This window comes from Gilliamella sp. WF3-4 (assembly GCF_001690275.1).
GTDB lineage: Bacteria > Pseudomonadota > Gammaproteobacteria > Enterobacterales > Orbaceae > Gilliamella > Gilliamella apicola_C.
Genome location: NZ_LZGW01000045.1, coordinates 64028 through 79969 on the forward strand (window position 1 = coordinate 64028; position 15942 = coordinate 79969).

The following is a 15942-nucleotide window of genomic DNA, read 5'->3' on the forward strand; positions in this document are numbered from 1 at the left end:
TACAGAAATATCTTATTCAAATGTTGTTGTATATGGTAGTTTTCCGAAATTTAGCATTTTGGCTTTGGTGTCTCGATTGTTGCCTAATCCTTGCAATTCGAAATTAATAGACAATTTATTTTCATATTTGCTTCTACGAGAAGTATTGTTCCAATCTGTTAATTTTCTACCATACTGTATTGTTGTTCCCCAACAACAATCACTATAATGTAATCCGACAAAACCATCTGCGGATTGCCCTAATTTTACATCATAATAATACGATCCAACAGCGCTGACTGTTTGTGATAATGGCCACGCTGTCATCACTCCTGCTTGGGAGATGTCTTGTTTGTAACCTCTATAAGCAGAATTTTTATCAACAGTATCAATATAGTTACGATTTGCGTAGCGATAAGATAATTGTGCCAACTTATCTGCAGAAGGTCGATATTCAAATGTCGCATTAGCTAATGAAATTGTATCAATTCGAGTATCATACTGGACCCCACTTCTAAAGATCATGTCATCATTTATGCGCCAAAAATTATCTGATGCCCAAGTAATACTGCCAGTGTCAGAGTTTTCGTCTAAATCATTATTGTGTTCACTCGTTTTCGATTTGGTAAAATAAGTAATTTGCCCAATTGATAAGTTGAATTTTTCAACTTTATTCTGATTATAAATTCGTGTTGTTACACCCGTTGATATTTTATTAGTTGAAGCAATTCTATCTAGGCCACTATAAGGCTGATCTCTGAATAAGCCAATATAATCTGATTGCAGTATAGTGGAATCATATGCCCAAATATTTGATTGTTTTCGATATGGAATATAGATGTATTTTACTCGTGGTTCTAAGGTTTGAGTATAGTTATGGAGATAAGGCATATCCCGTTCAAAGATGACTTTACCGTCAATACTAAATTTAGGTAAAAAACGATTTACGTTTTTGTCTAAGTATTTATATTGATCAATATAATTTTTAATATTATCTTGTTTATAGTGAGTAGCCATAAAACCCGCTTCGGTGGCTAATGATGACCAAGAATTGGTTAAGGTATAATTAAGCGTTGGTTCCAGATGTGCTCGCCATGCTTTAGGTTTCTTTTGACCCGATGTCAAGAAGCGGGATAGTTGAGAAAATGCTCTAAACTTGAAAGGTCCCAAATCATTATTATAATAACTAATATCTAATTGTGGCTCGGTTTGGTAAAGTGAATTTTTTAATTCAGAGTGAAATGGCTGAAAATGCTTATAGCCTAGCGTAAGATCCCAATTCTCGTCATTATAAGCAATTTTATAGAACTGTGTTAAGTAGCCAGCAGTTTGGGATGCATATTTAGAGTTTAGATTGGTAAGATACTGATTGTCGCTAACACGCGTTGTATCAGTATAAAAACGCCAATTATAGTTAATTAATTCTTCATTTTTCCAATGGAATAACCAACGATGTTTATTATCATCATAATTGTTGCCATTAAAATGATTTTTTCTATCTGCGTCATATTGTCTATCATGTTGCAACCAAGAAAATGCAAGTGTGCCTAAACCTATTTCATTTAAATAACGAAATTCTGTTTGTAATTGTACACCTCGTTTTTGTAAAATTCTCGGCGTAAAAGTTGCATCATAATTTGGTGCAATATTCCAATAGATTGGTATTGAAAAATCAATGCCATCAGTACTGTCATAGCCAAAATTAGGCATCAATAATCCAGAGCGACGTTTATCGCCAGTTGGTAATTGTAAATAAGGTGAATATAGAACAGGGACTTTACCAACACTAAATACCGCATTCCAAACTTCTAGTAGCTGTTCTTCATTGTCATGAATAACCGTTGTTCCCTTAATATTCCATGTACTATCATTAACAGGACAAGATGTAAAACTACCATTTTTTAAAATAACATAGCGGTTCTTTTCAAAATTCATCTGATCAGCATTACCGCGACCAAGTCGATTAACAAGGTGATATTGGCTTGGGCTCATATTGGCATCATTGTTATTGAGATTCATTGATGCATTCTCGCCTTTCATTTTTATCAAATTATCTTGATAATTAATATTTCCTTCTAATGTTACAGTTCGATTATTATCATCATTGGTGTCAATGGTTACTTTGTCTGCTTGAACAGTGCGGTTACCTTGCTCAATAAATACTTCACCTTGATATATGGCAATATTTGGATAAATCGCTTCGAATTGATTAGCTTCAGCATTGACTGGTAAGGTATTTATATTTCCATTGACTAAAGGGCGATCAAACCTAGGTACGTCTACAAGGCATTGAGGATTATTGCTAACAGCTTTCGGTAAATCTATAGCATAACTAGCGTTGTTATACAAAGAAATAGTGATGGTTAGTGCAATAAGAGAAGGCGTTAATTTTTTCATCAATGATTATAAAATTATTATGATTATTTTAATTTCAACATTATAACGATTATTTATAAAAGTGCGAATTAAAAATTAACGTTTCACTTTGCGTTTATTGATTTTATTAAGTTGTTTTACCATCAATATTCTTTTTTCTACCGAAGAGTATTGGAATTCATCCCACCATTTAGCCAGTTCTAAGAGTTCTCCTTTTTCGATTGAGGCTCGCATTTCTAACAGATCATAAGCTGCTCGAAATTTAGGATGTTCTAATATAACAAATGCTCGTTTACCTTCTCGTTTTTTCATACGTAGCTGCAAGCGCCAAATATCTCCCATTGTAGAGGTAAAACGTCGAGGTATGGCAATATTTTTGCATTGCTCACTTAGCACTTCGTTAATTGTCATCGAAAATGAATCATGGAATGGTAAGCCACTTTCAACGCAGGTTGCTTGTGTTTGCTCAATAATTGGGTACCAGAAAAATGCAGCGAATAAAAATGCAGGGTTGACCCGTTTATTGTTGGCAATACGATAATCGGTATTTTTTAGAGCCTGCGCAATGATTTTTTCTAGGTAACCATTTTGATTATTGGTAAAAAACCGCCCAATAATCGGAAATAATTGCTCAAAAAGACAATATTCTCTCAGTAGCTCATAAGTTTTGTAGCCATTGCCTGCTTGTAATAGTTTAAGAGACTCATCAAAAAGCCGAGCAGACGGAATATTTTTTAATAAAGGTGCAAGGTGTTTAATTGGTTCAGCAGTAGCTGGTTCAATTGCCATATTTAATTTAGCAGCAAAACGAACAGTTCTTAACATTCTAACAGGATCTTCTCGATAACGAGTCTGTGGATCGCCGATTAATCGAATAATACCTTTTTGTAAATCTTTCAATCCTCCGCAATAATCACGTAAAGTGAAATCATTAATACTATAATAAAGGGCATTCATGGTAAAATCGCGGCGAATTGCATCTTGTTCAATAGTTCCGTACACATTATCTCGTAACAGCATACCTGATTGTGAACGTTTAGATATATTAGTTTGTCCTTCTTGAGACGCATGATCTCCACGAAAAGTCGCAACTTCAATGATTTCTTTGCCAAACATAATGTGAGCGAGGCGAAATCGTCTTCCCACTAGACGACAGTTACGGAAAAGCTTCTGAATTTGCTCGGGTGTTGCATTAGTCGTGATATCAAAATCTTTTGGTGTTTTGCCTAAAATGAGATCTCTAATACATCCACCTACTAAATAAGCTTCATACCCTTGTTTATTTAATCGATGAAGGACTTTTAATGCATTTTCACTAATTTCTTTGCGGGATATATTATGTTCATTACGTGGAATGGACACATAGCCCATTTTCTGTTTATCTTCATGACGGAAAAACTTTTGATAAAAACGTGAAACTTGTTTAAAAATAGCACACCTCAAAAAAGTATCTTGGCTTAAAAATAGTTATTGTGTGTGATTATATCGTAATTGCTAATAAGTTTCCATGTTTCTTAAAATTGATGTTTTTCTCTCAATAAAATGATTTTTCCAAAATGATTTAAATATTATATTTGATTTTTTGAACATAATTATCAACAATAGTACTTAATATAGTAATATTAGTAATACCTAATTAAAAACGACAAATTTCGTTTTGCATTGGTTAGTGTTTTTTTACTAACTGATTAAGATGAAATAAAACTATACTCAGAACTTCTTCTTGTTTATTTGTTTCGTAGGATATTATTTATAAAGCATTATAATTTAAGAAATTATAAAGCGCATTTTTAATGCTATTAATCTTACATATGGAAGCTATTTGAGTATATACCATTAACTAATAACTTATTGGGGATATTATGAATATTCGTGATTTGGAATATTTTGTTTCGTTAGCTGAATTTCGCCATTTTCGTAAAGCAGCAGATGCTTGCAATGTGAGTCAACCAACTCTTAGTGGCCAAATTAGAAAATTAGAAGATGAATTAGGCGTAATGTTATTAGAACGTACGAGCCGCAAAGTATTATTTACACAAACAGGTATGATGCTAGTTGAACAGGCTAAAGAGATTTTGCGTAATATTCAAATTCTAAAAGAAATGGCAAGCCGTCAAGGTGAAGAAATGTCAGGACCGATGCATATCGGATTAATTCCTACTATAGCGCCTTATCTTTTACCTCATGTTATTACCGTTTTACATGAATCTTTTCCAAAATTAGAACTTTACTTACATGAAGCACAAACGGCTAGTATTGTTGCCCAGTTAGAAAGTGGTAAGCTTGATTGCGCTATTGTTGCGCAAGTTAAAGAGACATCTCAATTTATTGAATTGCCTTTATTTGAGGAACCGATGTTTTTAGCTGTTCGATCTGATAACGAGCTAGCAAATAAAAAGACCATTAAATTATCTGGCTTAAAAGGACATAAATTTTTAATGTTAGAAGATGGCCACTGCTTGCGTGATCACGCAATGGGGTATTGTTTTCAAGTTGGCATTGATGAAGATAAACAGTTCAAAGCGACTAGTCTTGAAACGCTAAGGAGTATGATTTCTGCGGGTCGTGGTATCACTTTATTTCCAGAACTTGCTGCGCCTAATGAGCGAATTCGTGATAATATTTGTTATATTCCTTGTACAGACCCAGTACCATCACGTAGTATTACTTTGATTTATCGCCCTGGTTCACCATTACGCTCTCGCTATGAAACAATAGCTAAGACTATCCGTGAGCATATGCCAAAAGTACTTGCTGAAAAAGAGCAATTATTAAAATCAGCAAATTAATGTTCGAGGATGTAGGAATATCAGAATTGAGCTATTAGATGAAAAATATCAAGACTGGTGGTGTTCGAGCTCAACAGAAAGAAAGAACTCGCCGTACTTTAATCGAAGCCGCATTTAATCAACTTAATGCAGAGCAAGGTTTTGCTAGTTTAAGTTTACGAGAAGTAGCGCGTGAAGCAGGAATAGCCGCTACTTCATTTTATCGGCATTTCCGTGATATGGATGAGCTTGGTTTAGCCATGGTTGATGAAAGTGGCTTAACGCTTCGTCAATTGTTGCGCCAAGCACGTAAACGTATCGAAAAAGGTGGTAGTGTATTACAGACATCAGTAACCACTTTTATTGAATTTATTGATAGAAATCCGAAAGTATTTTTATTGCTTCTTCGTGAAAAGGCAGGGACATCGTCTGCTTTTCGCTCTGCTATTGCGCGCGAAATTCAACACTTTATTGTTGAGCTTGTTGATTATCTTGATAATGCCAACCAAATGCCTCACCATTATAACGAAGCGCAAGCCGAAGCGATGGTCACTATTGCATTTAATGCTGGTGCTGAAGCCATTGATTTTGACATAGTCCAGCGTCAAAAACTAATTGAAGATCTTATTTTTCAGCTTCGAATGGTGTCCCGTGGAGCGTATTATCTTTATCATAAAGAACAAATTAAAAAAGATAACTGTTAGCAGAAAGGCTATTTCATACATGAAACCTGTATTTTTCTAAAATTATTTTAACTAAATAAATCATTTGCTCAGTTGGCACTAACAGAAAAGGTTAATATTATTTTGCTAATTTAGTTACTATTTAATTTAGTTAATATTAATGGTATGAATTTCTAGCATTTAAGTTTGTAGATAGGCGGCAAAAGCTTATTTTTCGGTTATTACTGTGGCAAGCGCCACAGTAATATTTGCCGTAATTCATTAAAGGTTTTGTAGCACCTTCTCAACGCTATCTTTCGCATCGCCAAATAGCATATAACTATTTTCTTTAAAGAAGAGTGGGTTTTGCACACCTGCATAACCGGTATTCATTGATCGTTTAGAAATAATTACCGTTTTTGCTTTCCAAACCTCAAGAACTGGCATGCCAGCAATTGGACTATTTGGATCTTCTTCTGCTGCTGGGTTAACAGTATCATTTGCACCAATAACCCAAACGACATCGGTGTCAGGGAAGTCATCATTGATTTCATCCATTTCAAGGACGATATCATAAGGGACTTTGGCTTCCGCAAGTAACACATTCATATGTCCAGGCAAGCGTCCTGCAACAGGGTGAATACCAAATCTCACTTCAATATTCATTGCTCGTAGTTTTTCTGTAATATTACTTACAGCACCTTGTGCTTGCGCAACAGCCATACCATAGCCAGGAACAATAATAACAGAGCGGGCATCTTTTAATGTTTGTGCAACTTCAGCGGGTTGCATTTCACGGTACTCACCTTGTTCTTCATCAGATGAATTTGCTATATTACCATCACTACCAAATCCACCTGCGATAACGCTAATAAATGAACGGTTCATTGCTTTACACATAATATATGAAAGAATTGCGCCTGATGAACCAACTAATGCACCAGTTACAATAAGAAGATCATTACCTAACATAAAGCCTGCAGCAGCAGCAGCCCAACCCGAATAAGAGTTTAGCATTGAAATAACAACAGGCATGTCAGCACCACCAATTGAGGCAACAAGATGGAAGCCAAAAGCAAAAGCGATAATTGCCATAACTAATAAGCTAATTGTTGCACCTGCACCACTTTTCAGTTCAACAAAGCTAAACATTAAAATGATAGAAACAACAATTGCCGCTAGGTTCCAATAATGTTTGTTTGGAATGGATAGCGGTTTAGAACTAATGCGACCATTTAATTTGCCAAAGGCGACAACAGAGCCAGAGAAAGTAACTGCACCGATAAAGACACCTACAAATATTTCAACTAAGTGAACACTAAGTTCACCGCCGCTAAAATTTTGGATGTGAGGATCTAAGAAGCTGTTGAAACCAACAAGCACGGCGGCCATGCCGACAAAGCTGTGAAGTAAGGCAACCAGTTCTGGCATTTGTGTCATTTCAACTTTTTGAGCTAAATATAAACCAATTGCCGCACCAATAACCATAGCGATAACTATCCAGTGTAGCCCACCAGTGATACTAGCAACCGCTGCGATAAGGGCGATTGCCATGCCAATCATACCGTAGATATTTCCTGATTTGGCCGACTCTTGGTTAGAAAGACCTCGTAAGCTAAAAATAAAAAGTAATGCAGCAATAACATAGGCTGCTTGAATTATTCCATTACTCATAATTTATGCTCTCCTTTACTTATCACGTTGGAACATTTTCAGCATTCTTTGGGTAACAAAGAATCCACCAAAAATATTGATACTAGCAATCAAAATAGCTACAAAGGCAATTGCCGTTGTTAAGCCATTATCATCGCTGACTTGTAATATTGCACCGACTAATATAATACCGGAAATGGCATTTGTTACCGACATTAGTGGTGTATGTAAAGAATGTGTGACATTCCACACTACGTAGTAGCCAACTACACAAGATAACGCAAACACAGTAAAGTGACCTAAAAAGCTTTCAGGAACGGAATGAGCAAGCCAGAAGAAAGCAATAATAGCCAAAGCTAAAATACCGTATTTTTTACGAACATCCATTGGTTTTGGTTCTGGCTTGGCTATTGGTTCAGCTACTTTTTTCTGTGGTTGAGCTGATACTTGAATTGGTGGCGCTGGCCAAGTAATTTCTTTATCTTTAACAACGGTAACACCGCGGATAACAACATCTTCAAAGTTAATATCAATGTTTCCGTCTTTTTCTTTAGCTAGCAGCTTCAATAGGTTAACAATGTTAGTCCCATAAAGTTGAGATGCTTGAGCTGGCATACGATTAGCTAAATCAGTATAACCAACAATTTTTACATTATTATCTGTTTCGAAAACTTCGCCGGGTTTAGTTAATTCACAGTTACCGCCAGTTAACGCAGCTAAATCAACAATAACACTTCCTGGTTTCATTGATTCAACCATTTCTTTAGAAATAAGTTTCGGTGCTGGTTTACCTGGAATGAGTGCTGTGGTAATAATGATATCCACATCTTTGGCTTGTTCTGCAAATAAAGCCATTTCTGCTTCTATAAAAGCTGCTGACATCTGTTTTGCATAACCATCACCAGTTCCAGCTTCTTCTTCAAAGTCTAGCTCTAAAAAATCGGCGCCCATACTGTTAATTTGTTCAGCAACTTCTGGGCGGGTATCAAAAGCACGGACAATTGCACCTAAGCTCACTGCTGCACCAATTGCGGCAAGACCAGCAACCCCTGCGCCAATAACTAATACTTTTGCTGGTGGTACTTTACCAGCAGCAGTAACTTGACCTGTAAAGAATCGACCAAATTGGTTAGCCGCTTCAATAACAGAACGATAACCAGCAATATTAGACATTGAACTTAATGCATCTAAAGATTGTGCGCGTGAAATACGAGGCACACAGTCCATTGCCATCACAGTAATATTTTTAGTTGCTAATTTTTCTAATAGTTCCTTGTGTTGTGCTGGATAAATATAACTGATGAGTGTTAATCCATCTTTCATTAAAGCAATTTCATCATCTGTTGGTGCATGAAATTTTAAAATGAGATCATTTTGCCAAATATCTTGCGTATTTTGAATTGTGGCTCCAGCATCAATAAAAGCTTGGTCTTCAAAATGAGCAGCATGTCCAGCGCCTTGCTCTACAGAAACTGTAAAACCAAGCTTTAACAGTTGCTCAATTGTTTGAGGGGTAGCGGCAACTCTAGCTTCATTGGCTAACCGTTCTTTAGGTATACCGATATGCATTTCGTTACGTCCTTATGTTAGTTTATTGAATGTGTATTGATTTTAGCATAAATAGTTTTGTGTGCGAGTAGGGAATCCATTTTTTATTCAAGAAATAAGATTTTAAATTATTTTAGTGATATTTATTAATTAATATTATTATGAAGTCATTACTAAATAGCTATAATTTTAATGGTATGGTTTTGACGCTTTCATTGAATATCATTACAAATTTACTCTATATTGTTATATAATCGGCAATATTTTCGTTTATACCGCAAGATAAAAAACTATGTGGTGTTTTTGATTTTATTCTCCTTAAATTAAGGATTTTTTTATGATTGATTTTTCCCAATCAGTGCCAGAACTGGTCTCTTGGGCAAAAAAGAATGATTTTTCGATCGTCTTGCCTGTTGAAAGGTTAGCTTTTTTATTAGCTATTGCTGTATTAAACAGCGAGCGTTTTGATGGAGAGATGACAGAATCGGAATTAATTGACGCTTTTAGGCATGTTTCACAAATTTTTGAGCAAAGTGAAGATACCATTACTGTGCGTGCCAATAATGCAATTAATGATTTAGTCCGACAGCGGTTTATTACTCGATTTACCAGTGAAATGACCGATGGGTTTTCTATCTATCGTTTAACACCTTTAGGAATAGGTATTACCGACTATTATATCCGTCAGAGGGAGTTTTCCACGTTACGTTTATCTCTTCAGCTTTCTATTGTTGCACAAGAGTTAAAACGAGCTGCTGACGCAGCACTTGAAGGTGGCGATGACTTACATTGGCATCGCAATGTTTTTGCACCGTTAAAATATTCAGTTGCTGAGATTTTTGATAGTATCGATATCACACAACGCGTAATGGATGAGCAACAAGCTGATGTGAAGCAAAATATTTCGGCATTATTAAGCCAAGATTGGCAAGCGGCGATTAGTAGTTGTGAAGGTTTGCTCACCGAAACATCGCAAACATTGCGCGAATTACAAGACACTTTAGCAGCGGCTGGGGATAAATTGCAAGCCAGTTTGCTTTTAATACAAGATGCGACGCTTGATAATCCTGATCTTGATAAAATTAACAATGTTGTTATGGATTTACAAGGTAAACTAGATCGAATTATTGGTTGGGGGCAAAAAGCGATAGACCTTTGGATCGGTTATGATCGCCATGTTCATAAATTTATTCGTACTGCTATTGACTTAGATAAAAATCGTGTGTTTTCACAGCGTTTACGCAAATCGATACAAGGATATTTTGAGTTGCCTTGGGCACTGACATTCGCTAATGCCGATCGCTTACTTGATATGCGTGATGAAGAACTAGCTTTACATGAAGCAGAAGTAACAGGAGAATTACCGTCAGAACTTGAATTTGAAATGATTGAAGAGATTCAAGAACATATAATTGCTCATATTGAGCAAAATTTATTGGTCTTTAAGCAAGAACATAAACCACTTGATATAGGTCTTGCCATTTATAGCTATTTGGAACAGTTCCCACGCGAACAACACTTTGATATTGCAAGGTTATTTATTGAGCAAGCTATTCGTCTAGGTATTGCCGAAGATGACTTGCTTGGAATTCCTGCTGAGTGGAAGCCTATTAACGATTATGGAGCTAAGGTGCAAGCACATGTCATCAACAGATATTAACGATTTTGAAACACAACGAACCGCACATCATCTTGATGAAGTTAAGGAGCGTATAGCCGCAAGCTCTCAAGCGTCTATTGATAAATATATGCCAGTTAAATTGGCGCAAGCAATTGCTAATCCCATCTTCCCTGAGCTTGATAGTTTACTGCGTTCTGGGCGCCATATTGGCATTGATGAGCTTGATCATCATGCCTTTCTAATGGATTTCCAACTTGAGCTTGAACAATTTTATCAACGTTATAATGTTGAATTAATTCGAGCGCCAGAAGGCTTTTTTTACCTACGCCCTCGTTCTACAACATTAATTCCTCGCTCAGTTCTTTCTGAACTTGATATGCTTGTTGGCAAGGTACTTTGCTATTTATACTTAAGCCCAGAACGATTGGCTCATGAAGGTATTTTTACCCTACAAGAATTGTTTGATGAATTAGTTTCGTTAGCTGATGAAAGTAAATTACTTAAATTAGTGAACCAACGTTCAACAGGATCTGATTTGGACCGCCAAAAACTCTTTGATAAAGTGAAAACAGCGTTAAATCGTTTACGCCGGCTGGGTATGATCTTTTTTATTGTTGGTAACGATAGTAATCGTTTTCGTATCAACGAAGCTATTTTCCGCTTTGGGGCAGATGTACGTAGTGGTGATGATGTACAAGAAGCCCAATTACGCTTAATTAGAGATGGAGAAGCAATTAAAATTGAATCATCACTTACCTTAGATAATGATAATAATGAAGAGCAATATGAAGACGTTAATGAGGAGACAGAATAAACATGATTGGCCACGGTAAATTTCACTCATTAACGCTAATTAACTGGAATGGTTTTTTTGCGCGAACTTTTGAGCTTGATCAATTAGTCACAACGCTATCGGGTGGTAATGGCGCGGGTAAATCCACCACGATGGCAGCATTTGTTACAGCATTAATTCCCGACTTAACCTTATTACATTTTAGAAACACAACCGAAGCAGGGGCAACATCAGGATCGCGAGATAAAGGTTTGCATGGTAAATTAAAACCAGGCGTTTGCTATTCTATGCTTGATGTAATTAACTCTCGTAACCAACGAATTATTTGTGGTGTACGATTACAGCAAGTAGCAGGGCGTGACAAAAAAGTTGATATCAAACCATTTTTATTGCAAGGCTTATCGGTAAATATAAGCCCAACTGAACTAGTAACAGAAAGATTAAATGATAAACAGGCACGTATTTTGTCGTTGCCAGAGTTAAAAGAAAAAGTTGAATTGATGGAAGGCATTATCTTTAAACAATTTAACTCTATTACTGATTATCATTCAGTTATGTTTGATTTTGGTCTTTTACCAAAACGATTACGTTCTCCATCTGATAGAAGCAAGTATTATCGTTTGATCGAAGCTTCCCTTTATGGTGGTATCTCAAGTGCTATTACCCGCTCACTGCGTGACTATTTATTACCTGAAAATAGCGGTGTACGTAAAGCCTTTCAAGATATGGAAGCGGCATTACGTGAAAACCGAATGACTTTAGAGGCTATTCGAGTCACGCAATCGGATCGCGATTTATTCAAACATCTTATTAGTGAATCGACTAATTATGTCGCCGCTGATTATATGCGCCATGCTAACGAACGCCGAGTGCATATTGAATCAGTACTTGGTTTGCGCCGTGATATGTTTAAAACACAAGATTTGCTTATTAGCAATCAATATCGTCAAGTTGAAATGGCGAAAGAGCTTAAAGAACATCAAGCAGCGCAAAGCGATTTAGAAACGGATTTACAAGCTGCTAATGATCACCTGAATTTAGCGCAAGCCGCATTGCGTCAACAAGAGAAGATCGATCGCTATCAAGCTGATTTAGATGATCTAAATTTAAAGCTTGAAGAGCAAAATGAAGTGGTGCTTGAAGCAAATGAACAATATCAAATTTATCGTGATCAAGTTCAACAAACTGAACAAGAAGTTGATGAAATCAAAACCCAGCTAGCAGATTACCAGCAAGCACTTGATGTTCAACAAACACGTGCAATTCAATATCAACAAGCGTTGCAAGCACTAAAAAATGCGCAATCATTATGCCAACTACCAAAACTAAGCATTAGCAATATTGAAGATCATTTTGCTGTATTTGATGAAAAGCAAAAAGAAATTACCGAACAAGTGCTTGAGCTAGAACAAAAATTAAGTGTATCTGATGCGGCAATTAATCAGTTTGATCGTGCTTATCAATTGGTGGTTAAATTAGTTGGTGATGTGACTCGTAGTGATGCGTTTGTTGCAGCAAAAGAATCGTTAAGAAAATGGCCATCACAATGTTACCAAGCCGAACAAGCCGAACATTTACAGTTACAACTAGATGAGCTTGAACAACGTTTTTTTGAGCAGAAAGAGGCGGAATCATTATTAACACAATTTTGTAAACGCATTAATCGTCAAGTTAATTACGATGAACTTGATGATTTAAAGCAAGAGCTTGAAATGCAATTAGACGAAGTCGCAGAGCTTGCTAACAAATCGAGTGAAAAAAGAATTGAATCTAGACAAGAGTTTGAACAGATTCAATCGAAAATTGCTGATTATCGCCAAAAAGCACCATTATGGTTAAAAGCTCAAGATTCCCTAATTGCTTTGCAAGAACAAACAGGCGAAACTTTTAGTAACAGCCAAGATGTTACACAACATATGCAAAAGTTACTTGAAAAAGAGCGTGTGCTTGTTGCTGAGCGAGATCAAATTAGTTTTAGACGTAATCAATTAGATGTTCAAATTGAACAACTGAATCAACCTAGTGGCGTTGATGATGGTCGCCTATCTGTGCTTTCAGAGCGATTTAATGGTGTCTTACTCTCTGAAATTTATGAAGATGTAACCATAGATGATGCCCCTTACTTTTCAGCGCTTTACGGCCCAGCAAGGCAAGCGATTGTTGTACCTGACTTATCGCTGGTTAAACAGCAGTTAGAAAGCCTGACAGCAAGTGATGAGGATTATCCAGAAGATATTTATTTTATCGAAGGAGATCCATCATCATTTGATGATAGTGTTTTTGATTGTGAAGAGATGAATAAAGCGGTGTTAGTTAAAACCGGTGAGCGCCAATGGCGATTCTCAAGTTTTCCTCATGTGCCATTATTTGGTCGTGCAGCACGTGAAATCCACCTCGAAAAATTATCTGCTGAACGAGATGAATTGCATGAACGTTATGCAACTATTTCATTTGATTTACAAAAGTTACAACGCATTGAGCAAAATGTTGGACAATTTATCGGTCAATATCTTGCTGTAGCTTTTGATATTGATCCTGAAGCTGAAGTTCAAAAATTAACAATGAGACGTAATGAAATTGAACGTCAACTCGCATCTCAAGAAAGTATCGATCAACAAAACCAACAACAAGTCGCTAATTATAAAGAGCAATTAGCAACTATTAATAAACTTGTTGCCCAGATGCATCTACTTGCTGATGATGATTTAGCTGATCGTGTTGATGAATTGCGTGAACAATTAGCTGAAGCGCAAGAATCAGTGCAATATGTTAGCCGTAATCGTAACACAGTTTCTGAACTTGAACCGATTGTGACGGTATTACAAAGCGATCCAGAGCAAAATGAAGCATTGCGAGAGCATTACAATCTAGTCAAAGCACAGCAACAAACCATTCGACAACAAGTCTTTGCATTAACTGAAGTGATACAACGCCGTGCTCATTTTAGTTATGAAGATTCAGCGGGCATGTTAAATGAAAATAGCGACTTAAATGAACAATTACGTTCTCGCTTAGAAATCGTTGAAGCTCAAAAAGTTGCAGCACGCAGCCAAATGCAACAGTATCAAGATAAATACAATCAATATAATCAAACGCTTGCATCGCTAAAAAGTGCTTTTGAAACTAAGCGCGATATGCTAAATGAACTACATAAAGAAATTGAGCAAATCGGTGTAAAAGCCGATGCGATTACTGAAGAGCGGGCACGCGCTCGCCGTGATGAAATCCATCACAAATTAAATAGTAATCGCCAACATTGTACATCGCTTGAAAAACAATTGATTATGTGTGAAAGCGAAATGACGCAAATGCAAAAACGCTTAACTCAAACGTTGCGTGATTATAAACAACTTCGAGAACAAGTAGTGCAAGCGAAAGTGGGTTGGTGTTTAGTACTAAGACTAGTTAAAGACAATAGCGTTGAACGCCGTTTACATCGTCGTGAGCTTGCTTATTTAAGTGCCGATGAGCTGCGTTCAATGTCAGATAAAGCATTAGGCTCATTACGTTTAGCAGTTAACGATAATGAACATTTACGGGATATCTTAAGATTATCTGAAGATCCAAAACGCCCAGAACGCAAAATTCAATTTTATATTGCAGTTTATGCGCATTTACGCGAACGAATTCGCCAAGATATTGTAAAAACTGATGATCCAATTGAAGCTATTGAACAAATGGAAATTGAGTTATCGCGTTTGACCGAAGAATTAACATCTCGAGAACAGCAGTTAGCGATAAGCTCCAAAAGTGTGTCAAATATTATCCGTAAAACTATTCAACGTGAGCAAAACCGTATCCGACTACTTAACCAAGGATTACAAGCAGTGGCATTTGGTCAAGTTAATGGGGTACGCTTAAATGTTAATGTTCGAGAGGCGCATTCCTCGCTTTTAGCCGCACTTGCTGATGAAAAAAATGAACATCAAGATCTGTTTAGTAACAATCGTATTACTTTCTCAGAGGCTTTAGCTAAACTTTATCAGCGCTTAAATCCACATATTGATATGGGACAACGAACCGCTCAAAATATTGGTGAAGAGCTACTTGATTATCGAAATTATCTTGAAATGGATGTTGAAGTCAATCGGGGGGCTGATGGTTGGTTACGTGCTGAAAGTGGCGCATTATCAACGGGCGAGGCCATCGGTACAGGTATGTCAATTTTACTCATGGTGATTCAAAGTTGGGAAGAAGAATCCAAGCGACTACGTAATAAAGATATCTTACCATGTCGTTTGTTATTCTTAGATGAAGCGGCTCGATTAGATGCAAAATCCATTGCAACATTATTTGAGTTATGTGAACGTTTGGAGATGCAATTAATTATAGCTGCCCCAGAAAATATCAGTCCTGAAAAAGGTACAACGTATAAACTTGTGCGTAAAGTTATCAATAACCAAGAACATGTCCATGTGGTTGGGTTGAAAGGTTTTGCGTAATAATTTTTAATTATATTTACTTATTTTTTCGCCGACATTGTCGGCGAATTTTTAATGATAAGTGATAAAAATATACTTTCTTCCAACCAAACCAAAGAAG

9 protein-coding genes are annotated in these 15942 nt (G+C 36.5%); 5 read left to right on the plus strand and 4 right to left on the minus strand.

The genetic code is table 11. The annotated features are described in order from the left end of the window. Window positions 1-12: 12 nt before the first annotated feature. Complete coding sequence (gene lptD / locus A9G47_RS09515) at window positions 13-2376, minus strand: LPS assembly protein LptD (protein ID WP_065580161.1); 2364 nt, start codon at window positions 2374-2376, stop codon at window positions 13-15. Window positions 2377-2451: 75 nt separating this feature from the next. Further along, window positions 2452-3726, minus strand: a complete 1275-nt coding sequence (gene pcnB / locus A9G47_RS09520; protein WP_065566850.1) for a polynucleotide adenylyltransferase PcnB — start codon at window positions 3724-3726, stop codon at window positions 2452-2454. Window positions 3727-4217: 491 nt separating this feature from the next. Between pcnB and oxyR the strand changes: the two genes are divergently transcribed. Together oxyR and fabR are read left to right on the plus strand one after the other, a co-directional pair. After that, window positions 4218-5144 (plus strand): DNA-binding transcriptional regulator OxyR, encoded by a 927-nt coding sequence (oxyR, locus tag A9G47_RS09525; RefSeq protein ID WP_065566849.1) that lies wholly within the window; start codon window positions 4218-4220, stop codon window positions 5142-5144. Window positions 5145-5182: 38 nt separating this feature from the next. Further along, window positions 5183-5827, plus strand: coding sequence for an HTH-type transcriptional repressor FabR (fabR, locus tag A9G47_RS09530; protein ID WP_065566848.1), 645 nt, complete (start codon window positions 5183-5185; stop codon window positions 5825-5827). 240 nt (window positions 5828-6067) lie between these two features. On the opposite strand, the gene pntB is transcribed toward fabR, so the two are convergent. Together pntB and pntA are read right to left on the minus strand one after the other, a co-directional pair. After that, the gene (gene pntB, locus A9G47_RS09535) at window positions 6068-7459 is read right to left on the minus strand and encodes a Re/Si-specific NAD(P)(+) transhydrogenase subunit beta (RefSeq protein ID WP_065580162.1); all 1392 of its coding nucleotides are present in this window, start codon (window positions 7457-7459) and stop codon (window positions 6068-6070) included. 15 nt (window positions 7460-7474) lie between these two features. After that, window positions 7475-9007: a Re/Si-specific NAD(P)(+) transhydrogenase subunit alpha gene (gene pntA / locus A9G47_RS09540; protein WP_065580163.1), complete on the minus strand. Its 1533-nt coding sequence runs from the start codon at window positions 9005-9007 to the stop codon at window positions 7475-7477. Between the two features lie 316 nt (window positions 9008-9323). Between pntA and mukF the strand changes: the two genes are divergently transcribed. From mukF to mukB, 3 genes are all read left to right on the plus strand, one after another. Then, on the plus strand, window positions 9324-10646 hold the full coding sequence (mukF, locus tag A9G47_RS09545) for a chromosome partition protein MukF (protein WP_065566845.1): 1323 nt from the start codon (window positions 9324-9326) through the stop codon (window positions 10644-10646). An 88-nt stretch (window positions 10647-10734) separates the two neighbouring features. Continuing rightward, complete coding sequence (gene mukE, locus A9G47_RS09550; protein WP_065566904.1) at window positions 10735-11421, plus strand: chromosome partition protein MukE; 687 nt, start codon at window positions 10735-10737, stop codon at window positions 11419-11421. 2 nt (window positions 11422-11423) lie between these two features. Further along, complete coding sequence (mukB, locus tag A9G47_RS09555; protein WP_065642763.1) at window positions 11424-15842, plus strand: chromosome partition protein MukB; 4419 nt, start codon at window positions 11424-11426, stop codon at window positions 15840-15842. The last annotated feature ends 100 nt before the right edge of the window (window positions 15843-15942 follow it).